General features: G+C 57.7%; 22 protein-coding genes and 1 tRNA gene. 6 read left to right on the top strand and 17 right to left on the bottom strand.

What is annotated here, in order from left to right; translation table 11 throughout:
• Positions 1-31: 31 nt before the first annotated feature.
• Positions 32-2128 (bottom strand): GumC family protein, encoded by a 2097-nt coding sequence (locus IFT84_RS00470; protein ID WP_192117535.1) that lies wholly within the window; start codon positions 2126-2128, stop codon positions 32-34.
• Between the two features lie 223 nt (positions 2129-2351).
• Between IFT84_RS00470 and IFT84_RS00475 the strand changes: the two genes are divergently transcribed.
• The 5 genes from IFT84_RS00475 to IFT84_RS00495 all read left to right on the top strand — a co-directional run bounded on the left by IFT84_RS00475 (position 2352) and on the right by IFT84_RS00495 (position 7114).
• On the top strand, positions 2352-2960 hold the full coding sequence (locus tag IFT84_RS00475; protein WP_192116689.1) for a polysaccharide biosynthesis/export family protein: 609 nt from the start codon (positions 2352-2354) through the stop codon (positions 2958-2960).
• Positions 2961-2965: 5 nt separating this feature from the next.
• Complete coding sequence (locus IFT84_RS00480) at positions 2966-4102, top strand: glycosyltransferase family 4 protein (RefSeq protein ID WP_192116690.1); 1137 nt, start codon at positions 2966-2968, stop codon at positions 4100-4102.
• Between the two features lie 90 nt (positions 4103-4192).
• On the top strand, positions 4193-5743 hold the full coding sequence (locus tag IFT84_RS00485) for an undecaprenyl-phosphate glucose phosphotransferase (protein ID WP_244651041.1): 1551 nt from the start codon (positions 4193-4195) through the stop codon (positions 5741-5743).
• The gene (locus IFT84_RS00490; protein WP_192116692.1) at positions 5740-6972 is read left to right on the top strand and encodes an O-antigen ligase family protein; all 1233 of its coding nucleotides are present in this window, start codon (positions 5740-5742) and stop codon (positions 6970-6972) included. Before IFT84_RS00485 ends, IFT84_RS00490 begins: the two co-directional genes overlap by 4 nt.
• 65 nt (positions 6973-7037) lie before the next feature.
• Positions 7038-7114 (top strand) — tRNA-Pro (locus IFT84_RS00495).
• Between the two features lie 68 nt (positions 7115-7182).
• Here IFT84_RS00495 and IFT84_RS00500 read toward each other — a convergent pair.
• The 6 genes from IFT84_RS00500 to IFT84_RS00525 form a co-directional block, all read right to left on the bottom strand.
• On the bottom strand, positions 7183-7716 hold the full coding sequence (locus IFT84_RS00500; protein ID WP_192116693.1) for a MerR family transcriptional regulator: 534 nt from the start codon (positions 7714-7716) through the stop codon (positions 7183-7185).
• A 76-nt stretch (positions 7717-7792) separates the two neighbouring features.
• Entirely contained in the window at positions 7793-8131 is a 339-nt protein-coding gene (locus IFT84_RS00505; RefSeq protein ID WP_192116694.1) for an integration host factor subunit alpha, read from the bottom strand.
• Between the two features lie 91 nt (positions 8132-8222).
• Positions 8223-9194, bottom strand: a complete 972-nt coding sequence (locus IFT84_RS00510; RefSeq protein ID WP_192116695.1) for a beta-ketoacyl-ACP synthase III — start codon at positions 9192-9194, stop codon at positions 8223-8225.
• Positions 9191-10252, bottom strand: coding sequence for a phosphate acyltransferase PlsX (gene plsX / locus IFT84_RS00515; RefSeq protein ID WP_192116696.1), 1062 nt, complete (start codon positions 10250-10252; stop codon positions 9191-9193). Before plsX ends, IFT84_RS00510 begins: the two co-directional genes overlap by 4 nt.
• 146 nt (positions 10253-10398) lie before the next feature.
• On the bottom strand, positions 10399-10953 hold the full coding sequence (locus IFT84_RS00520; RefSeq protein ID WP_192116697.1) for a YceD family protein: 555 nt from the start codon (positions 10951-10953) through the stop codon (positions 10399-10401).
• Between the two features lie 33 nt (positions 10954-10986).
• Complete coding sequence (locus tag IFT84_RS00525; RefSeq protein ID WP_192116698.1) at positions 10987-11523, bottom strand: ubiquinol-cytochrome C chaperone family protein; 537 nt, start codon at positions 11521-11523, stop codon at positions 10987-10989.
• Between the two features lie 131 nt (positions 11524-11654).
• Between IFT84_RS00525 and IFT84_RS00530 the strand changes: the two genes are divergently transcribed.
• Positions 11655-12152 carry an outer membrane protein assembly factor BamE gene (locus IFT84_RS00530; protein ID WP_192117536.1) on the top strand — a complete coding sequence of 166 codons (498 nt, stop codon included), beginning with the start codon at positions 11655-11657 and terminating at the stop codon, positions 12150-12152.
• Positions 12153-12319: 167 nt separating this feature from the next.
• Here the strand turns inward: IFT84_RS00530 and IFT84_RS00535 are convergent, their stop codons facing one another.
• The 10 genes from IFT84_RS00535 to ldtR form a co-directional block, all read right to left on the bottom strand.
• The gene (locus IFT84_RS00535) at positions 12320-14458 is read right to left on the bottom strand and encodes a sodium-translocating pyrophosphatase (protein WP_192116699.1); all 2139 of its coding nucleotides are present in this window, start codon (positions 14456-14458) and stop codon (positions 12320-12322) included.
• 106 nt (positions 14459-14564) lie between these two features.
• Positions 14565-15803, bottom strand: coding sequence for an MFS transporter (locus tag IFT84_RS00540; RefSeq protein WP_192116700.1), 1239 nt, complete (start codon positions 15801-15803; stop codon positions 14565-14567).
• Between the two features lie 7 nt (positions 15804-15810).
• Complete coding sequence (gene nusB / locus IFT84_RS00545; RefSeq protein WP_192116701.1) at positions 15811-16293, bottom strand: transcription antitermination factor NusB; 483 nt, start codon at positions 16291-16293, stop codon at positions 15811-15813.
• Positions 16290-16751 (bottom strand): 6,7-dimethyl-8-ribityllumazine synthase, encoded by a 462-nt coding sequence (gene ribH, locus IFT84_RS00550; RefSeq protein WP_192116702.1) that lies wholly within the window; start codon positions 16749-16751, stop codon positions 16290-16292. Before ribH ends, nusB begins: the two co-directional genes overlap by 4 nt.
• A gap of 193 nt (positions 16752-16944) precedes the next feature.
• On the bottom strand, positions 16945-17571 hold the full coding sequence (locus IFT84_RS00555; RefSeq protein WP_192116703.1) for a riboflavin synthase: 627 nt from the start codon (positions 17569-17571) through the stop codon (positions 16945-16947).
• Positions 17572-18684 carry a bifunctional diaminohydroxyphosphoribosylaminopyrimidine deaminase/5-amino-6-(5-phosphoribosylamino)uracil reductase RibD gene (gene ribD, locus IFT84_RS00560; protein ID WP_192116704.1) on the bottom strand — a complete coding sequence of 371 codons (1113 nt, stop codon included), beginning with the start codon at positions 18682-18684 and terminating at the stop codon, positions 17572-17574.
• Positions 18685-18688: 4 nt separating this feature from the next.
• Positions 18689-19189, bottom strand: coding sequence for a transcriptional regulator NrdR (nrdR, locus tag IFT84_RS00565; protein ID WP_192116705.1), 501 nt, complete (start codon positions 19187-19189; stop codon positions 18689-18691).
• A gap of 6 nt (positions 19190-19195) precedes the next feature.
• Positions 19196-20497 (bottom strand): serine hydroxymethyltransferase, encoded by a 1302-nt coding sequence (gene glyA, locus IFT84_RS00570; RefSeq protein WP_192116706.1) that lies wholly within the window; start codon positions 20495-20497, stop codon positions 19196-19198.
• A 162-nt stretch (positions 20498-20659) separates the two neighbouring features.
• The gene (locus tag IFT84_RS00575; RefSeq protein WP_192116707.1) at positions 20660-21961 is read right to left on the bottom strand and encodes a L,D-transpeptidase family protein; all 1302 of its coding nucleotides are present in this window, start codon (positions 21959-21961) and stop codon (positions 20660-20662) included.
• Positions 21962-22159: 198 nt separating this feature from the next.
• Positions 22160-22669 (bottom strand): transcriptional regulator LdtR, encoded by a 510-nt coding sequence (gene ldtR, locus IFT84_RS00580; RefSeq protein ID WP_192117537.1) that lies wholly within the window; start codon positions 22667-22669, stop codon positions 22160-22162.
• Positions 22670-22704 lie beyond the last annotated feature (35 nt).

Raw genomic sequence — 22704 nt, forward strand, 5'->3', positions numbered from 1 at the left:
TGAAAAAGGAGACTCCTTCACTGGGAATACTTTAAGCTGCCTTGCGCTGGGGTCCACCCGGCCCCGTGCCTTCGGTCATCAGCACTATGTCATCATACCCGGCTTGCGCAAACTGTGCGATGAGGTCAGACACGCGTTCCTCGCTGGCAGCATAGGCGGACACGATGATCTTGGTGTTGTGCCCGTGCGTCAACCGTCGAACCCCCGCAATGGATGCCGGCCCGCTTTCCACCAGCACGGTGTCATAAACGTTGGCCAGTGCTTCCAATATCAGCGAAAGACGGTCGACACTGCGCATGGCAACACCTGCATCAGCGGTTCCCTGTGGAATAATGTGGGCCTGTGACAGTCGGTCCGCATGGATGCCGTCGGCAAAGGCGATATCGCCCGTCAGCAAATCTGTGAGGCCCGCCAGATCGTCACTTTCAGCCATCAACTGCGAGGGATAGGCAGAGCCGGTGAGATCCACCAGAACCACGCGCCGTCCGGCGTCCGCGATGTGCCGGGCCAGCATGACCGTTGCCGCTGACCCCTCGTCACCGGCTGGCGACACACAAATGGCAAGCGGCACCGTATTGCGGATGAGCTGGGACGAGACAGCCATAATACCGTAGTCGCCATGATCAACCATTTCAGGCTTTCTGTCCGCAACCGGTAGCGGCTCGGCTGGCACGCCGGCGACCGACGTTTGCTGCAAAGGATCGGCTGGTATCGACGGGGAAGCTTCCGGCGTCCGCTCGCCCGGCGTACGATAGGCGCGGCCGCTGAATAGCTCCTGCATCATGATAGCGATGGTATAGAGCAGAAAGGTTGCGAGACCGGCCACAAGCGTTATGGGCAGCACTTTCGGGAAATACGGCTCGGACGGCTCTACCGCCTGTGACACGATGCGAGCATCGGCGGGGGTGGCACTTTGGTCGGTGCGCGATGCGGCTTCCCGGTAACGCGACAGATAGGTTTCCAGCAACTGACGTTGTGCATTTGCCTCCCGCTCCAGCGCGCGCAGGCCAACGCTGCTTTCCCCCTCCTGCGCCGAGGTTGCCTTGAGCGCGTTCACCTGCTGCTCCAGCTCACGCTCGCGCAGTTCCGCGACATTCACTTCGTTTTCGACACTGGACAAGATTTTCGCGGTTTCCTCGCGAATTTGCTGGCGCACGCCTGATAGTTGTGAGCGCAGGCCCTTGATCCGTGGATGGCCCTCCAGCAGGGTTATGGACTGTTCAGCGATTTGCCCCTGAATGAGCGACTCGGTTTCCTTCAATCGCTGAATGGTGGCCGAGCCTATCACATCAGGAAAATTATCGACTGACCGACCATTGGCGAGCGCTGTGCGGACAGAGTCCACCCTCGCCTGCGCATTCGCCTTTTCGCCCCGAACCCGCGTCAGCTCAGCAGAAATATCGCCCAACTGGCGATTGGAAACTGTGCCATCGTCTCCCGCCGGAAGCAGGTCCGAATTCGTGCGATATTGCGCAACCTTTTCTTCCGCCTCCTGAACCCGCCCGCGCAGGCTTTCCAGTTGCGGCTCCAGCCAGCGTGTCGTCTCGGTATCGGAGTCAAGCTTGGCACCGGCTTGCAGCGATAGATACACACGCGCAATTTCATTGGGCACCAATGCGGCAAGCTTCGGGTCTTTCGATGTAAACTGCACGCCGATAATGCGCGACCTGTCGACCTGATACACGGCCAAACGGTCTTCCACCGCATCAAGCACCCGCTCTTGCGATGACACGTCGAGCGGATTTTTTCGTGCGCCCAGCAACACAAGCAGATCAGACAGCACAGAAGGAGTCGACGCCGGATCGAGTTCGGGAACTTGCTGCAGATTGAGATTTCGGACGACCTGGCGCAAAAGATCGGCCGATTGCAACAATTGCACCTGACTTCCCACACCGAGATCGTCCAGAGCAGTTGGGTCAATGGGTTGACTGCGGTCCACCCCGCGCGGTTCGACAAGCAGGCGGGTCTCGCTGCGATATTTTGGCGACAGCAGGCTGGCACCGGCAAAAGCAAGCGCCGCAACGCCCAGCGTTGCTACGGCCACCCTGCCTCGTTTTTGCCAAATGGCGCGAAACAGGCGTGGCAGATCGATATCTGCATCCCGCTCGCCACCGACCACACCCGTCATGCCCTGCTCCCAATCGCCGCGACGATAATTTAAGGCCATTATGGTATCACAAGAGTTAATAGCAGGAGTTATACCCCTTTAAGCATAATCTTATCGATCCTCGCTTCGCTCCGGTCTTAAATTGCTTTCAGCCCGCGAAATCCAGTATTTACGGCAGGCTTTACGCTACGTTAACCCTAACAGTTCGATAACAACGTATAGAGTTCGCCAGGCAGGGGCGCTAATGATAGTCGCTGACACATATTCCGATCATCGCACGCACTCGTGCGCCATCTGGCGGCTGTCGCTATGGCTGGCGCTTGCGTTCTGTGTGGCGCTATCGGGCTGCGCAAGCTACAAGCCCGCCCCCCGCGCCTTCCATGTGGTGACCACTCAGCCGTACCGGCTGGACAGCGGTGACCGTTTGCGCATTACGGTGTTTGAGCAAACGGGCCTGACCGGTGTTTATGCTGTCGATCAGGCTGGATACATTTCTTTCCCACTGGTTGGCGGTGTGCCTGCGCGGGGCCGCACATTGCAGGAACTGGAGCGCACCTTGGCGCAAAAGTTGAAGCAAGGGTTTCTGCGTGATCCCGACGTGACCATCGAAATTGACCGTTACCGCTCTGTCTACATCATGGGTGAAGTGGGTCAGGCCGGGCAATATGCCTATGTGCCGGGGATGACCGTGCAAAACGCTATCGCCATTGCTGGGGGCTTTTCAACCCGCGCCAATCAGACAAATGTCGATATCACTCGCAAAATTAATGGAGACATCATCACCGGCCGCGTGCTGATTACCGATCCGGTCATGGCTGGCGATACGATTTACGTTCGCGAACGGCTGTTCTGACGCGGATGCCCAACGGACGACCGTTGCGTATTCTGCACTGCTTCCGGTCTCCCATTGGCGGCATATTCCGGCACGTACGGGAGTTGACCATCGCCCACGCAGCAGCCGGGCACGAGGTCGGCATTATCTGCGACAGCACGACCGGCGGGCCGCACGAGGACGCGCTCTTTGACGCGTTGAAACCCTTCCTGTCGCTCGGCCTGCAACGCTTGCCGATCCGCCGCTCCATTGGCCTCAGCGATATGCGCCTGCTGGTGTCCGCCTATCAGGACATCAAGGCACTCAAGCCGGATGTGCTGCATGGACATGGCGCGAAGGGTGGGCTGATTGCCCGCCTGATCGGCGCGGCACTGCGTTACCAGCAGCAGCCTGTTGCGCGCATATACTCGCCCCACGGTGGCAGCCTGCATTTTGATGCGAGAACGCTGACTGGAAAGATGTTCTTTTCTGTTGAACGCCTGATGGAACGGGCGACGGACGCGCTGATCTTCGTCTGTGAGTTCGAGCGGCAAACCTACCGAGCCAAGGTTGGCGAGCCACATATCGCGAGCGCCGTTGTCTATAACGGTTTGCCCGAAAGCGACTTTGCACCGGTAACAGCCAACACAGATGCTGCCGATTTTCTGTTTATAGGGATGCTTCGAGATCTGAAGGGTCCGGATATTTTCCTGCGCGCCTTTGCTCAGACCGAGCGAAACGCTGGCCGCCCGCTATCCGCCGTGATCGTCGGGGACGGACCAAACGCTTCCGCCTACCGGCAGTATATTCTCAAACACGGGTTTTCAAAACGCATAGAGATGCGGCCCACCATGAACGCCCGTGATGCATTCGCGCTGGCACGATGTGTGGTCGTTCCATCCCGTGCGGAATCGTTGCCCTACATCGTTCTTGAGGCGCTGGCCGCGGACAAGCCGGTGCTGGCCTCTCGTGTCGGCGGGATACCGGAGATTCTGGGACAGGAAAGCCCTGCCCTAGCGCGGCCAAACGATCCGCTGCATCTGGCCGATCTCATGACCAGTTTTCTGCACGACGCTGCTGCTCTCAACGCAGCGATGCCCGACGACCGAACGTTACGACACAGCTTCAGTGCTTCGCAAATGTCAGCAAGAATTTGTGACATCTATCGCACGAGTTTACCCTAGGTTTTACCCCTTAGAACCATTAGATAGATGTCTGGCGGCAACAGGCGCTTTGTTTGGTTTGCAAGCAAGGCAGCATTGGACATCATGGTTATGAAAAGGTTCAAGGCGCAGCCCCGGTGGCGGCCGGAGGAGCTGGGCAACGAGGGCGAGAGCGTGCCAGAAGCGTCAGGCAGCGACGGTGACAGTTTCAACCTGAATCCCCTCGCGCAGAACGTTGCGCTTCAGTTTCAGGCACAGACATATTCACCCAGAATGTTGCCCGGCTTCGTTCGTCTGTTCGAAGTTCTAGGCCTGATTGCTCTTGGGGCACTCATCCATGTCTTCTACGTCGGTTCCACAGCGGCAACGGTGCGGGCCTATGCGCCGCTTGTCGTTGGCGGTGCCGCCTTGACCGTTTTCCTGCTGCAAATGAGCGGGGTCTACACCCTTCCATCGCTGCGCACCCCTCTGCGCACATTGCCACGGGTGCTGTCGGCGCACACGTTTGCCTTCACCCTTCTGGTCGTCGTCCTGTTTCTTCTGAAGCAAAGCGAAACCTACTCGCGTGTCTGGTTTGTGCTTTGGTATGTGCTCGGGGCCCTGTGTCTGGTTGGCTTGCGCGCCATCGTTGGCCTCATCGTCCGGCGCTGGGCGCGCAATGGCATGATGGAACGGCGCGCCGTCATCGTGGGCGGCGGTACGCCGGCACGCAATCTGGCGCGTGCGCTGGAACAGCAGCCCGATAACGATATCCGTATCTGCGGAATTTTTGATGATCGGGATGAGCGGCGCTCACCCAATATCGTTGCGGGTTACCCAAAACTTGGCACAATTGCCGAGCTGGTGGAATTTGCACGCGTGGCGCGCATCGACCTTTTGATCATTTCGCTGCCGCTGTCTGCGGAAGAGCGCATCCTGGAACTTCTGGAAACGCTTTGGGTGCTGCCGGTCGATATTCGCATCGCCGCCGTTGCCAGCAATCTGCGCTTCCGCCCCCGCAGCTATTCGCGCGTGCGCACCGTACAGATGCTGGACGTTTATGATCGTCCGATTACGGACTGGAATTCGGTCAAGAAACGCTGTTTCGATATCGTCTTTAGTCTGCTCGCGCTGGTGCTGCTCTGGCCGGTTTTTATCGGCGCCGCTATCGCGGTCAAACTGTCCTCGCCCGGCCCGGTTTTCTTCAAACAGAAGCGGCATGGTTTCAACAATGAGACCATTGAGGTCTTCAAATTCCGCTCGATGTATACGAAAATGAGTGACCCCACTGCCCGCCGCGCCGTTACACGGGGTGATCCACGGGTCACAGCCGTTGGACGCTTCATCCGCAAGACCTCGATCGACGAATTGCCACAGATTCTTAATGTGCTGCGCGGCGATCTTTCCCTTGTGGGGCCAAGACCTCACGCGCTTCTGGCATCCACCTATAACCGCAGCTATGCTGAGGTCGTGGAGGGCTATTTTGCCCGCCATCGCGTCAAGCCGGGGGTGACGGGATGGGCACAAATCAACGGTTGGCGCGGCGAAATCGACCATGATGACAAGATCAAGAACCGTATCGAGTTCGATCTGTATTACATCGAGAACTGGTCACTGTGGTTTGATTTTAAGATACTGTGTCTGACACCCGTTCGGCTGCTGAATACGGAAAACGCCTATTGAGCGCTGAACGCCCGCAACCAGCGTTTTCTCCGCAAAAGGCGACGTTGGCCTTACTCGGCTCAGTGTTTATTGCGTTCGGCGTCTTTCTCTCTGGCTTCGTCATCAGCGAACCTGCGCCTTATGAACTGCTGATGGCGGCTCTGATCGGTATCTGGGCCTTGTTCGGCTTGCGCATATCACGCTCCGTCGCTCCCTTGCTGGTTTTGATTGTGCTCATCACTATCGGTGGTTTGCTGGCGATGACCGTAATGTCGGATCTCGCCGAAGCACCGATGTACATGGCCGTTTCTGCCTTCCTTGGCCTGACGGCAGTCTTTTTTGCCGCCGTCATCGAAGATCGCTGGCAGAGGCTGACCTTTATCCGTGCGGGCTGGATTGCGGCAGGCGTCGGTACGGCACTGCTGGGGATCCTTGGTTATTTTGGAGCTATTCCCGGTGCCGGTCAGTTCACGCTCTACGACCGGGCGAAGGGCGCCTTTCAGGACCCCAATGTATTCGGCCCGTTTCTGGTAACCCCATCGCTGTTCTTGCTTCACGGCATCCTTACCGGGCGGTTGCGCCACCTACCGTGGCGGGTGGCCGGGGTGTTGATTATGGCGCTCGGCGTGCTGTTGTCATTCTCGCGTGCAGCATGGGGCCTGTATGTGGTGTGTGTGCTGGCGCTGGTGTTCATCCTGCTGCTCAAAGAGCGCAGCGCGGCCTTCCGCGCGAAAATTCTCATGCTGTTTCTCGCAGGCACCCTCCTCCTGCTGGCAACGATTGTCATTGCCTTGCAGTTCGAGCAGGTCTCGGCGTTGCTGGCGAGCCGCACCCAACTGGTGCAGGATTACGATGCGGGACCCTATGGGCGTTTTGGGCGCCACCTGCTCGGTTACCAGCTGGCGTTAGAGCGCCCTCTCGGTATCGGACCGCTGGTCTTTGGAAAAATTTACGGACAGGATACGCACAATATCTGGCTGAAGTTTCTGCTGGATTATGGCTGGCTCGGCTTCGTCAGCTATGTCGGTCTTCTCGTATGGACGCTGTCTTTAGGGTTTCGCTATCTTCTGCGTGATCGACCGTGGCAACCCTATCTCATGATCTCATGGATTTCGCTGGCGGGTCACACTCTCATCGGCAATCTTATCGATACCGATCACTGGCGTCATTTCTATCTGCTGTTCGGCATCATCTGGGGATGCGCGGCGCTGGAACACCGCACCCGAAAGCGGGTATCTTCGGAAGCCTGATTTTGTGGAATTTTGGAAATTAGGACTTGCGTGTCATGCCGCCAGTATATAGGGATTTCCTCGTTCGGGGCGTAGCGCAGCCCGGTAGCGCACTTGACTGGGGGTCAAGGGGTCGCAGGTTCAAATCCTGCCGTTCCGACCATTAAGGCCAGCTTTAGGCATCCATATGCCCAAAGCTGGCCTTAATGCTTTCAGGGCCATTCTGTAAGCTTATCGCACCTGATCCAGCAAACGCTTGCATTCCAGCAGATCGTACAGTGCCTCCTGCAACAAGGCTCGGTCTTCCTTGCTGACGGAGGTTTTTCCCAGCGATATCTCCGGCATATCGTCATTGCCGCCAGAAAAGCTGAAAAAGCGACGGCTGGCCGGCGCTTTGGCACGGCCGACAATCTGGTCCTCATCGGCATTGGCTGCCTTGGGCGGTGCAGGCTCGTCGTTATTGGCCGCCGCAATAGCTTCCAGCGTCGCCATATCGCCACTGGCAATCGCAGACACGAACTTGTTGCCGTTGGTCTTGAGCAGCTTTTGCACGCCCTTGATCGTATAGCCATGATCGTACAGGAGGTGACGGATACCCTTCAACAGGTCCACGTCCTCGGGCCGATAATAGCGGCGGCCACCGCCGCGTTTCATGGGCTTGATCTGCGGAAACCGCGTTTCCCAAAAGCGCAGGACGTGCTGTGGAAGGTCGAGATCATCGGCCACTTCACTGATCGTGCGAAAGGCGTCGGGGCTTTTTTCCATATCCATCCCTTGAAAGGGCCAGGTCTAATGCTGGCAAGGGTTCGTTCCACCCCTGAAAAAGGGGCGCGATATCCGGTTAAGACGAAGCCGCCGGTGGCTTCTGCTTGGCCTTGCGTGTCATGTGCGATTTCAGCACGCGCTGCTTCAGGACGTTAGACGCCTTGAAGGTCATGACACGACGGGGGGAAATCGGCACTTCCTCGCCTGTCTTTGGATTCCGCCCGATACGCTCGTTCTTGTCGCGCACCTGAAACGTGGCAAACGATGACAGCTTTACGCTCTCACCCCGGACGATGGCGTTGCAAATTTCGTCAATCACGGTTTCAACCAGTTCGGCCGACTCGGTGCGCGAAAGGCCGACCTTTCGGAATACCGATTCCGCCAGATCTGCTCGTGTCACTGTTTTTCCGCTCATGATCCCAGCCGTTTCTTTGGAAACCGTATTTTCAATATCTAAGATTATGGCTGTCAAGCAGTTCGGTCAAGCGTTTGCCGTTCGTTAGTTTTCACCAACGCAGCAGGACAGCACCCCACGTAAAGCCGCCACCCATAGCCTCGAGCAGAACAAGATCGCCTTGTTTGATGCGACCGTCACCCGCTGCGACAGCCAGAGCCAGAGGAATAGAAGCGGCAGACGTGTTGCCGTGCTGATCCACCGTGACCACAACCTTTTCGAGCGGAATACCCAGTTTTTTGGCCGAACCATCGATGATGCGGATATTGGCCTGATGGGGTACCAGCCAGTCGACGTCATCCGCCGTGGTTCCGGTCGCCTCGAACGCAGCCTCAACCACATCGGTGATCATGCCCACTGCATGCTTGAACACTTCACGACCCTGCATGCGCAACTGGCCAACAGTGCCCGTTGTGGACGGTCCACCATCGACATACAGCTTTTCTTTATTGGAGCCATCAGAGCGCAATTTGGTGGTCAGTACGCCACGGTCGGCAATGGTGCCTTCACCTTCAACGGCCTCCAGAATGATCGCGCCAGCGCCATCACCAAACAAGACGCAGGTCGTACGGTCGGTCCAGTCCAGAATACGCGAAAATGTCTCTGCGCCAATCACCAGAACGCGCTTGGCCAGACCGGTGCGAATGTAAGCATCTGCAGTCGTAAGCGCAAAAACGAAGCCCGAACAGACCGCCTGAAGATCAAACCCCACGCCGTGCTTCATGCCCAGCCGATGCTGGATATTGACCGCTGTTGCGGGAAATGTGTTATCCGGTGTAGAGGTCGCGACGATGATGAGGTCGATATCGTCAATCATCAGTCCGGCGCGATCCAGCGCCTCACGCGCGGCAGCCTCCCCCAGAGATGCCGTGGTTTCCCCCTCGCCTGCCAGATAGCGCTGGCGAATGCCGGTTCGCTGAACGATCCACTCATCGGTGGTATCGACCATGCTTTCCAGTTCCTGATTGGTGACCACACGGGCCGGAAGGCTGGAGCCGAACCCGCGAACGACTGATCTGATCATGACTGCACCTCGCTCATGCCATCTGTCGTGTCCTCAGTTGAGCGCAGTGCATGGTATTTTTTGAGATCGTTTTCGATTTTGTCTTTGAGCCCGTTGCGAACCATGTCGTAGCCGACATCAATCGCTGCGGCAAAGCCCTCGGCATCCGTACCGCCGTGGCTTTTGATAACAATGCCGTTCAGGCCCAGAAACACACCGCCATTGACCTTGCGCGGGTCCATCTTCTCCCGAACGCGGTCGAATGCGCCCTTGGCCAACACGTAACCGATCTTGGCCATGAGCGTGCGCGACATGGCGGCGCGCAGATATTCCGCGATCTGGCGGGCGGTACCCTCGGCGGTCTTCAGGGCGATGTTGCCGGAAAACCCTTCGGTCACCACCACATCCACCGTCCCCCGGCCAATATCGTTGCCCTCGACAAAGCCGAAATATTCAAAATTATCCGGGTTCATCTCGCGGATGAGGCGACCTGCCTCTTTGACATCGTCCTGACCCTTCACCTCTTCCACGCCAACATTGAGCAGGCCGATGGTCGGCTTATCGGTTTCAAACAGCGCCCGGGCCATCGCCCCGCCCATCAGGGCAAAATCAACGAGTTGCTGGGCGTCCGCACCAATGGTAGCGCCCACATCCAGAACGATGCTTTCCCCCTTAAGCGTCGGCCAGATGGCGGCAATTGCCGGTCTCTGAATGCCGCCCATCGTGCGCAGGCAGAACATCGACATCGCCATCAGCGCACCCGTATTGCCCGCAGACACGGCAACGTCCGATACACCCGCATTGATGGCATCGATGGACTGCCACATGCTCGACTTGCCACGCCCGCGGCGCAATGCCTGGCTCGGCTTTTCGTCCATTGATACGGCCAGCTCGCTGGCGTGGAATGTGCTGTTTTTCTTCAGGGCAGGATACTGGTCCAGCAGCGCCAAACAGTCGGCTTCCAGTCCATAGAGCAGAAAACGAATGTCGGGATGACGCTCCAGCGCTTTTGCAGCACCGGGAATGACGACCTGGGGACCGTAATCGCCACCCATGACATCGAGAGAAATTCTGACCACGCGTCTTTTGTCCTTTATACTGGCCGTAGGCGCGACTGCGCTTAAGGGGTCGTTCGGCCACACCCCCGTATATGTGGAAGACCGTTAAAACTAGCGTTTTTTAAGGAGGCCTCAACTCAATTTGTCAATATTCTGTAATATACAGCCTACTCGTCTTTCTTCAAAGCCTTTAACGCGGCAAACGGGTTGCGCCTTTCATCGTCGGCTTGCGTGCTTTCAATGTGCCCGGAAAACACCGCACCTTCCTTGCGCGGATAGGGATCGATGGCCAAAGCCGCATGCTCTGCCACCACATCGCCCACATCAATCGTGTCGCCCACGAACGTATCCGGCAGATCCGGCCCTTCCGGGCTCAGGATCATCTCGCCGGAATCATTGGCGGCAATGCGCGCCAACCGCGACCCTTCGGGCACCAGAACGACATCCAAAGGCTCGTCAATAAAGGATTCCACCGGCTCAAGTGTCACGACGCAAGCTTGAACGATGTGCGCCTTCACGTGCCCACGAATCTTTACGCCATCCTTTTTCCAGCGCGCCATGTGAAGTTCCGCCGAAAGATCCTTGACCGCCAGCACATCCCACGTTGCGGCAACCGCTGCGCATTCTCTTTCATCGGCCGCCAAACGCACATCCACCGCATTGGCAGACAGGTTGGCGATTTTCACCGGGTAAGAAAAAGGTGGTCGGTCACTCGCAGTCATCGAAGGGGTCCTCTTAAAGCGGTCAAGTCCGGTTCATACACCGGCAGCAGACAAGCGCAACTGGCCAATTTCAATATCCGCTTCATCCACAAGTTCAAGAGAAGCCTCGCAGGCTACCAGATAGATGGCGAGCGGCAGCATATCGGGCGCAGGCTCGGCATCCGGATGGAAGTTGCGCGCCAGCGCCAGCGCGAGTTCATCGACATCGCGGCGCTCCAGTGCCTTGGCATAGGCTTCCAGCCGCCCGTAGAACATGCCTGCCAGTTTCTTCATGCGTTTAGGAACGCTCATATCGCCAACGCCAAGCTCCCGGATCGAGTGGTCGATATCCTCGAAAAAGGCGTCGATAATGGCCTGCGCAATCTCCTGTCCAGCGCGCTCAGCCCTGCGCGTGCGGCGAAAATACAGAATCAGGACTGCCGACAGCATTTCAAACCGGCCCATGACGGTATCCGGCACACCGAGATCCGTATAGAGGAAGGGCTGCCGCGCGGCGCTCGTCAACAGCTCGTATTGCGATTTCACAATTGCGCTGTTGTTATTTTTTTTGCCGAACAGACCAAAAATCATCATAATGCCTAGGTTCTAACGCTTCAAAATGCGGATGAAACGTCCAAGTGTTGTTGCATGACGGCGCAAGCTGGTCTACCCAAGCAAGCACCAATTGCAATGGCACACCTGCCACCGCCACCTCAAGGGAGATGTCGTTGAAGAAACGGTATTTCAAGTCAGACATGAAATTGCTGAAAAGTGTTGTCGTCGCTGCCGGCCTCTCAGGCATCGTTCTTACGGGTTGCACCACCGGCGAAGTGCTCAATCAGGGCTACGTTGTGGATCAGCAAACGCTGGACCTCGTTCCCGTGGGCTCCAGCCGCGAGCAGGTTCTGCTGTCGCTCGGCACACCGTCCACAACGGCAACGTTCGACAACGAAGTGTTCTACTACATTTCCCAGAAGCGTACCCGCCCTGTGGCTTTCATGAAGCCCAAGCTGGTGGAACAGTCCATTCTGGCCATCTACTTCGACAAGGATGGCGTTGTCAGCCAGCGCGCGCACTATACGCTGCAGGATGGCAAGGTGTTCGATATGATTTCCCGCACCACACCAACGGGCGGCAAGGACCTGACCTTCCTTGGCCAGTTGTTGAAGGGCGGCGCCAACCCGGCCAACATGGTTAAGAACGCGCTGGGCGGCAAATAACCCACCAGTATCCGTATCAGAAACCCGCACTGCGCTCGGCACTGCGGGTTTTTTATTGCCTTAAGCATTTCCAGTAAAAATGCGTAGCGGTTTTACGTCCGGACAATGCGTCAAACACACAGGGAGAGTGTTTTCGCGTTTCGAAGAAAGGCGGAAAGACTCTGAAGCTAGCTTGCCAGAACCGCCAGCAGCAGCAACGCCACGATATTGGTGATCTTAATGGCAGGATTGACGGCTGGCCCGGCGGTGTCCTTGTAGGGATCACCAACCGTGTCCCCGGTCACGGATGCCTTGTGCGCCTCCGAGCCCTTCACATGGCGCGTTCCATCCTTGTCGACAAAGCCGTCTTCAAAGCTTTTCTTCGCATTGTCCCATGCGCCCCCGCCCGACGTCATGGAAATGGCAACGAACAGGCCGTTGACAATAACGCCCAGCAACGAGGCTCCAAGAGCCGCAAAGGCGGACGCCTTCGATCCTGAAATCAACAGCACACCGAAATACACCACCAGCGGAGCCAAAACCGGTAGCAACGAAGGCACGATCATTTCGCGAATTGCCGCTTTCGTCAGCATATCCACCGCGCGCTTGTAATCCGGCCTGTCCCGCCCTTCCATAATTCCGGGTTTTTCGCGAAACTGGCGACGGACTTCCTCCACCACCGCAGCCCCTGCCCGGCCGACGGCCGTCATGGCGATGCCGCCAAACAGATAAGGAATCATACCGCCAAAGATCAGGCCCGCCACCACGTATGGGTTTGATAGGCTGAAGGAAATTGCGCCTACATCGGCGAAATAGGGATACTGATCGCCATTGGCTGCGAAATAGGCGAGATCGTTTGAATAGGCTGCAAACAAAACCAGTGCGCCAAGGCCAGCCGACCCAATGGCATAGCCTTTCGTCACCGCTTTGGTGGTGTTGCCCACGGCGTCCAGCGCATCGGTTGAGCGGCGAACTTCCGGCGGCAAGCCCGACATTTCGGCGATACCACCGGCGTTATCGGTAACAGGCCCAAAGGCATCCAAAGCAACAATCATTCCAGCAATGCCGAGCATGGCCGTGACAGCTATGCCCGTGCCGAACAGACCGGCGAGCTGGTACGTGGACAAAATACCGCCGACGATGATGATGGCAGGCAAGGCGGTCGATTCCAGCGAGACCGCAAGCCCCTGAATGACGTTGGTGCCGTGCCCGGTCACCGACGCCTGTGCGATGGAGTTGACCGGTCGCTTGTTCGTGCCGGTATAATATTCCGTCACGACCACGATCAACGCGGTGACGATCAGCCCGACGATGCCGCAGGCAAACAGCCGCGTGCCGGTAATCTCCTGCCCCTCGACCACGCCAATGCTGCCCCAGCCGATGCTGAGGCTGGTTGCCAGTGCCAACCCGACGATGGAGAGCAGGCCGGTCACAATCAACCCTTTATAGAGCGCGCCCATGATGGAGCCGTTGCTGCCCAAACGGACGAAGAAAGTTCCGGCAATAGAGGTCAGGATGCAGGTGGCGCATATGACGAGCGGGAACACCATGGCCATCGCCAGTGCCGGTGTTCCGGCAAAAAAGATCGAGGCCAGCACCATCGTTGCGACAATGGAAACGGCATACGTCTCGAACAGGTCTGCTGCCATCCCTGCACAATCGCCAACATTATCGCCCACATTATCGGCGATGGTGGCGGGGTTGCGAGGATCATCCTCCGGAATGCCCGCTTCAACCTTGCCAACAAGATCGCCACCGACATCCGCACCTTTGGTGAAAATACCGCCACCGAGACGGGCAAAAATGGAAATCAGCGATGCGCCAAAGCCGAGCGCCACCAATCCATCAATAACCGTGCGGGCACCGGGCGCATATCCCATGCCCTCGGTTAGCACCGTGTAGAAAACAGAAACGCCCAGCAGCGCAAGACCGGCAACGAGCAGGCCGGTAATGGCACCCGACTTGAAGGCGATATCCAGACCCGATGCAAGGCTGACGGAGGCCGCCTGTGCGGTGCGCACATTGGCCCGCACGGACACATGCATGCCGATAAAGCCCGCAAGGCCAGATAGAATCGCGCCAAGCGCAAACCCGATAGCTGCCGTTACCGACAGCAACGCCCATGTTCCGGCAAAGACGATAACGCCGACGACGGCGATAGTCATGTATTGACGTGCGAGAAACGCCTGTGCACCCTCACGAATGAATCCTGCAATTTCCTGCATCCGGGCATTGCCCTGATCTGCCGACAATACGGACCGCGTGGCCCATGCCGCATAGGCCAGAGACACCAGTCCGCATAGTATAACGCCCAGTAAAATGGTCATTCCGTTTTACCCTCCGCAACGGCCATCCGCCTCCTCGCGGACTAAAGCCACGGCGAGAGTGCGGCGCAGGGCACGCCGCGTCAAGCCCACAATTCCGGCCTGTCCATTAGGCTGAAGCGATGTGGGCTTTGAGCCTCTGGCTCTTAAGTTCAATGACGACCAGCAGGAGGCACACGAGCGTGATTGGCCAGACAACGAAGTTGAGTGCGTCCCAACCATAGGCCGTCAATACCTTGCCGGAGGCAAAGGAGGACAGGGCCACGAAGCCAAACAGAAAGATATCGTGGAAACCTTGCACCTTGTCGGCCTCGGCGGGCCGATAGCTGGATGCAACAATGGATGTTGCGCCGATGAAGCCGAAATTCCAGCCAATACCGAGCAGGATCAAAGCGCCCCAGAAGTTCCACAGCGCCAGACCCGCATGGGCAACAGCCGCGCAAACCATCAGGAGAATCAGACCGGCGGCGACAATTTTCTCTGCACCAAACCGGGCAATCAGCATGCCGGTAAAGAAGCTCGGCGCAAACATAGCGAGCACGTGCCACTGAATGCCGAGCGTTGCCAGATCCGAGGAAAAGCCGCAATCATTGACCATGGCCACCGGTGCGCCCGTCATCAGAAAGGTCATGATGGCATAGCTTGCAACGCCGCAGATCATGCCGGTCATAAACCGCCGCCTGAGCACGATGTCTTTCAGGGGACGCGGTGTTTGCGCGGCATCATGCACATTCGTTGGCCGCAATTCCGGCAATTGCAAAAACGCAAAGATCGCAAGGGCAACCAGACTGACCGGAATCAACGCGATAAAGGCCCCGGCAAACTGCACGGGTGCGAACATATCCTTTGCAAGGATAACCAGTTGCGGCCCAAGCACAGCCGACACCACGCCGCCCGCCAGAATCAGCGAAATCGCCTTTGATTTGAAGAAGGACGGCGACGCATCGGCGGCTGCGAACCGGATTTTCTGCACAAACCCGCCACCCACGCCCACCAGCATGAGGCCGGCAGCAAAGAGCCAGAAGCTTGAGAGAAACAGTGCGATTGCCGCAAGCGCACCGCCACTGGCGGTGACCAGCGCGCCGATCATGAAGCTGGTTTTTCGCCCGAACAGGCGGGCCAGAATGGCGATAACAACGATACCGATTGCCGTGCCGATATTGAACCCGGTGAGCGGCGCGGTCGTCAGCGATTTGTCAGGCCCGAGCAGGGAATATCCGACAATACCACCGGCTGAAAACACAATCGGCGGAGCAGAGCCCAGAAGCGCCTGGGCTGCTGCCAAAAGATAGACGTTACGGCGGGCCAAAGGAAGTTGCTCATCCAGTCTGGTGCTGCCGTGTGTCATGAGTAGCCTATTTTTGAGCGGGGGTGCGAACCTGTTTTGCGATACGATCCAAAACCGCGTTGACGAGTTTCGGCTCTTCGCCATCAAAGAAAGCCTGAGCGATCTCGACATATTCGGTAACGATCACGGCAATCGGAACGTCCTTGCGCTCCAACAGCTCGAATGTACCGGAGCGCATGATGGCACGGACCGTGCTGTCCAGCCGCGACAGCGCCCAATCGTCCTGCAACGCCGTTCCAATCAACGGATCCAGCTTGCGCTGGTCGCGTACCACACCCGCGACAATGGACCGGAACCATGAAGCATCGGCCTTCAGATACGTCTGGCCATCCATTTCCTGACCGAGACGGAAGGTCTCGTATTCGGTAACGATTTCCAGCACGCCGGTGCCGCCGATATCCATCTGGTACAGCGCCTGTACGGCAGCAAGCCGCGCGGCGCCGCGCTGGTTCGCTGGTTTAACTTCGCGTTCGACAGGAGGCTGTGTCACAGGTCGCCTCCCAGTTTGGCTTTGATGGCAATCATCGTCAGTGCCGCGCGGGCAGCAAAACCGCCTTTGTCCTTCTCGGAGCGGCGGACGCGCGTCCACGCTTGGTCTTCGTTCTCGACAGTCATAATACCGTTGCCGATGCACAGGCTTTCACTGACGGTCAAGTCCATGATCGCGCGGCTGGATTCGTTGGCGACAATATCGAAATGATAGGTCTCGCCACGGATCACCATGCCAAGTGCCACATAACCATCGTAGATCACGCCACCATTGTCGGCACCGTCCAGTGCCATCGCGATGGTGCCTGGAATTTCGAGTGCGCCGGGCACAGTTACCACATCATAGGTTGCGCCAGCCGCATCCAGAGCTGCGCGCGCGCCATCGAGAAGCGCGTCGGCCATAGCGTCATAGAAGCGGGCTTCCACAATAAGAAGATGTGGATTGGGAGGAGTTGCCATAGATCACCTGTTTGAAGTGCCGAAGCGTTCGACAAGTCGGCGTCAAACCATGCTTGGCCGCCGATGGCAAGTTATTTCCTGACGTTACAACGCCGCGCGTCAAACATGACGCGCAAAGGACGCTACAACATTTTCAATTTCTGCATGATTTTATCCTCAAATTGATTCCGATTTAAGGAATCATGCAGTCTCTTCAAGCGCCCGCTTTTTGCGCCGCCGGAAACTCCGCCAGCCGTGCTGCATACCGTGCCATGGTGTCCACTTCAAAGTTCACCCGGTCGCCGGGCTGGCGCTGCCCCCAGGTCGTCACTTCCAGCGAATGACGAATGAGAAGCACATCAAACTCTGTACCCTTCACGGCATTGACCGTCAGCGATGTCCCGTCCAGCGCCACAGAGCCCTTGGGGGCTACGAATTTTGCCAGATGCTCTGGCGCGCGCAGGCGAAAGCGTGTCGCCTCACCCTCCTGCTCGACCGCAACAATCTCAGCGGTCGAATCGACATGGCCGGACACGAGATGGCCGCCGAGTTCATCACCAATCTTGAGCGAGCGCTCCAGATTGATGGGCGTTCCTTCCGCCCATGTGGAAATGGTCGTCAGCCGCAAGGCCTCTTCCCAGGCTTCGACCTCAAACCATTGTGCATTGCTGTCGGCATCGGGCAGCGCCGTCACCGTCAGGCAAACGCCGGAACATGCAATGGATGCGCCTATATCGATACTCTTGGGATCATAGGCCGTTGCGATGCGCAACCTGATACCGTGATCGAGTGGCGACACAGCTTCGACCCGGCCCACGTCGGTGATGATTCCCGTAAACATTCAAGCCACCCTTTCAAATTCATCGCATCTGTCCGGTCCGAACATAGCAGAGCGGACCAGCGCAAAACCCGGCTGTCCTGCGCCTGAATGGATCGGCGCAACAAGACCGGACGGCCCAATCGCCGCCGCCCCCATAAACAGCATGATGTGGTCTACCAGATCGGCATCCAAGAAGGCACGCGCAATCCTTGCGCCACCTTCGACAATCAATGAGGATACTCCACGCGCACTGAGCGCTGTCAGCAAGGGCGCAAGGTCCTGCGCTTCAACAACTTCCGCCCCCTGATCGCGATAGGCCATGCATCGATCTTGATCGGCCTGTTCGGTCACAATCATCAAAGGCACCCGGCCAGCGCTTTTCACCAGACGGCTGTGCAGCGGCAGACGCAAATGCCGGTCCAGAACAATACGAAGCGGCGAACAGTTCTCCAGCCCCGGCAAACGACAGGTCAGGTCCGGATCATCGGCCAGCGCCGTGCCGATCCCAATCAGAATGGAGTCGCTTTCCGCCCGAAGAACATGGGATTGGGCTCGGGCCAGCGGCCCGGTGATAGCAACCTGCCCCTGCCTGGGCATGAGATCGCTGCGCCCGATCATGCCATCCGCCGATACCGCCAACTTCAGAGTGACATGGGGGCGGCCCAGCGTTTGGCGGGTCAGATAGGCTTGCAACGCGCGCACGCCTTCGTCCGCGAGCACGCCCGTGACGACATCAATTCCCGCATCTCTCAACATCTGGAACCCACGCCCGCTGACCCGCGTATCGGGATCATCAGCACTGACAACCACACGCGTGATACCGGCAGCGATCAACGCATCAACACAAGGCGGCGTTTTGCCGTGGTGGGAACAGGGTTCCAGCGTGACATAGGCTGTTGCGCCTCGCGCACGATCGCCCGCATCGAGCAGGGCCTGCGTCTCCGCATGGGGTCTTCCGCCGATGGCTGTCACCGCCCGCCCGACAATATACGGACCATCACCATCATCACGCACGATCAAGCACCCGACAGACGGATTGGTATCGGTTTGCCCAAGGTGCCAGCGGGAGAGACGCAACGCGGCTGCCATGAACCGCTGATCCACTGTACTCTTCCCAATGGCCAACTGGCGCATGCCGTCAGCTTTCCGTGTAGGGAGAAACGGGCCGGTCGTCCGGCTCACGCCCAATGCGTGCATTGATTTCAGCGATCACCTTCTCGAAATCTTCCGCATGCGAAAAATCGCGGTAAACAGATGCGTAGCGAACAAATGCCACGTCATCGAGGCTTTTCAGCGCCTCCAGAACCTGTAGCCCGATCTCTTCGGACGAGATATCTGTTTCACCGGAACTTTCCAGTCGCCGGACAATGCCGGACACGGCACGCTCGATCCGGTCGCGCTCCACCGGGCGTTTGCGAAGCGCAATCTCGAACGAACGCTGCAATTTTTCGCGCTCGAACGGAACCTTGCGCCCCGTCTTCTTAATGATCATCAGTTCGCGCAGTTGCACCCGCTCGAATGTCGTGAACCGGCCTCCGCAGTCAGGACAAATGCGCCTGCGGCGAATGGATGTCCCGTCCTCTGCAGGGCGGGAATCCTTGACCTGGGTATCTTCCGATCCGCAATAGGGGCAACGCATACGATGCTATCCGAGATACGGATACATCGGGAAACGGTCCGTCAGCTTGACAACCTTTTCACGCACACCCGCTTCCACAGTCGCATTGCCGTCGTCCGAATTGGCAACCTTCAAACCATCCAGCACCTCAACGATGAGATTGCCGATTTCCGTGAATTCCGCTTCCTTGAAACCGCGTGTCGTACCGGCTGGCGAGCCAAGGCGGACGCCGGAGGTTACAAACGGCTTTTCGGGATCGAACGGAATGCCGTTCTTGTTGCAGGTAATATAGGCACGCCCGAGACCGGCTTCTGCGCGCTTGCCGGTGGCATTTTTCTTGCGCAGGTCTACCAGCATCAGGTGGTTGTCCGTGCCACCAGAGACGACATCGAGACCGCCAGCAATCAGCGTGTTCGACAGTGTCTGTGCGTTCTTGACGACCTGAGCGGCATAGTCCTTGAATTCCGGCTTCAGCGCTTCGCCAAATGCCACAGCCTTGGCAGCGATGACATGCATTAACGGGCCGCCCTGCAAGCCGGGGAATACGGCAGAATTGAACTTCTTTGCCAGATCCTCGTCATTGGTCAGAATCATACCGCCGCGCGGGCCGCGAAGCGACTTGTGCGTGGTGGTGGTTGCCACATGGCAATGCGGGAATGGCGATGGGTGAACACCACCGGCAACAAGACCGGCAATGTGCGCCATGTCGACCATCAGATACGCGCCGACCGCATCGGCAATTTCGCGGAAACGCTTCCAGTCCCAGATGCGGGAATAGGCCGTACCGCCTGCAATGATGATCTTGGGCTTGTGCTCATGGGCACGGCGCTCGATTTCTTCCATATCCAGACGGTGGTCGTCTTCACGCACGCCGTAGGACACGACGTTGAACCACTTGCCGGACATGTTAACCGGCGAACCGTGCGTCAAATGCCCGCCGGAGTTCAGGTCCAGACCCATGAAGGTATCGCCGGGCTGCAACAGAGCCAAAAAAACGGCCTGATTCATCTGGCTGCCGGAATTCGGCTGAACGTTGGCAAACTTCACGCCAAACAGTTCCTTGGCACGCTCAATCGCCAGCTCTTCTGCAATATCAACGAACTGGCAGCCGCCATAGTAGCGCTTGCCCGGATAACCCTCGGCGTATTTGTTGGTCATGATGGAGCCCTGGGCTTCCAGCACGGCGCGAGACACAATGTTTTCCGAGGCGATCAGTTCGATCTCGTGACGCTGACGACCCAGTTCCTTTTCGATAGCGCCAAAAATGGCCGGATCGGAATCAGCCAGCGAGCGGCTGAAGAAAGCATCATTTGCAGAAGAAGTCGTCATGTCAGAAGCTCCTATGGAACATTTGCAACGGTGTTTACCGGTGTCGCACAGCCAGAGCAATATCTGCTGTGCGGATTGCGTCATTTCGCAGCTGTTTCGAAACGAAATAGCCGCCTGTAATGGCTTACAGACGGCTATATACGTGCTTTAGAAAGGTGTGGATTACTGGATCGGCTGCTCTATACCCGTCGTGGTTTGCAGCGCCAGCTCGGCAGCACCGTCCTTCTGGTAGATATCATCGCGGAACTGGACGATTCCATCGGTGGACGACCATGCCGTGATATAGGTGAAGTACACCGGCACTTCCTCGGCCAGCTTCACCGGCGTATTGACGCCCGTGCGGATGGTCTGCTCGATCTGCGACCGCGACCAGCCCGGCGTTTCCTTGAGCAACCACGTGGACAGGTCACGCACGTTCTGCACGCGCACACAGCCTGACGAGTCAAAGCGGATCAGCTTGTTGAACAGGCCCTGTTGGGGCGTGTCATGCATGTAGACCTGGTGCTCATTGTGGAAGTTGATCTTGGTCGAAGACATGGCGTTGATCTTGCCGGGGTCCTGACGGAACATGAGGTTCGGTGCCTTTTCGGCGTTCCAGTCAATTGTCTCAGGCGAGACTTCATTGCCCTGCCCATCGATCAGGCGGATGGCGTTGCGCTCCAGATAGGTCGGGTCTTTGCGCATCAGCGGCATGATATCCTTCTGGATGATCGAGCGCGGCGCGGTCCAGTACGGGTTGAGGATAACCTCATAAATCTTGGAATTCAGAATCGGCGACTGACGGTCGATCTTGCCCACGATTGCCGTGTGGCGCAGCACGACACGACCATTTTCAACCGCCTCGATGTGGGCAGCCGGAATGTTGACCATCACATACCGGCGACCGAGATCGCCTGACATGGCCTGCAGGCGCGTCAGGTTGGTGCGCAGTTGGCCAAGCCGCATATCAGCGGGAATATTGATGGCCTTGACGGTGTATTCACCCATCACGCCGTCATCAGGCAAACCGTGGCGGGCCTGAAAGCGCTTGACGGCACCGTCGACGTAGGAATCAAATTCGTTCGACAGACCGGCCGAACGCGGCAAATCACCGGAAATGATGAGACGCTTGCGCAAGGCCTGCACCGAAGGGTCGGAAACGCCCAGTTGCAGACGAACGGACGAATTGACCGACGGCCAGCCGCCGTTGGAGACGATATCCTGATAGGCGAAAATCGCCTGCTGGACGTGATTGACGGTGCCGGGGCCGAAAACGGGATTGTTGGAAACAACCGCATTGGACGTGCGCGACGCCTGCGCGTCAAACTGATCATCCCAGGCGCCACGGCGTGGCGCGTTGATAATGTCGTCCATCGCCGTTTGCGCACTCGCCTTCCCGGCAAACATGGCAGCCACACCCACAGTGGCCGCCGAGCGCAAGAAGGCACGGCGCGATTGCGCATCAATTCCAGTTTTCTTCGACATTTTCTTTACCATCAGGCTTGACTTGGCTCCGGAGTTGCGGCGCTTTACCACAAACGGCTCAACAATAGCTATCGGCCTTTTGCCTGGATAAAGCGCAGACTGCGCTGGGTTCAAAGCCTCTAATGGCTGCAACGCCTGCTTGTTCCCACTCCTTACCGCTGTCACACCAATATGGCCGATTCGTGTCTGGCGGACGGATTACAGTCTGTAAGCGATGCTATCGTTCCAGAAGCGATCCAGTCGCTGGAGCAGCTTGTTCATCTGACCGAATTCGTCGGTTCCGATGCCGCCGACTTTCTGGATGGAGCCGATATGACGCTCATACAGGCCGGCAACGGTTTCGGCGATTTCCTGTCCCTGCTCGGTCAGGCTGATACGCACGGAGCGTCGGTCTACACGCGAACGCTGATGGTTGATGAAGCCAAGGTCCACCAGTTTTTTGACATTGTAGGAAACGTTGGAGCCGAGATAGTAACCGCGTGAACGCAACTCGCCTGCCGTCAATTCCGATGTGCCGATGTTGAACAGCAGCAGCGCCTGAACGGCATTGACGTCGCTTCGGCCCGAACGGTCAAATTCGTCCTTCACCACATCCAGAAGGCGGCGGTGCAAGCGCTCGACCAGATGCAGGGATTCCATATAGAGTTCGCGGATTGTGTCTTCCTGAAAGTCTTGCGTCGATGCCTGCGGCTTCAGCTTGGTGTTCATGGTTCTTGCGTTCATGGGGTCGTGCCTCACTGTTT

This window comes from Rhizobium sp. CFBP 8762 (genome assembly GCF_014841565.1).
In the GTDB taxonomy this organism is placed as follows: Bacteria; Pseudomonadota; Alphaproteobacteria; order Rhizobiales; family Rhizobiaceae; genus CFBP-8762.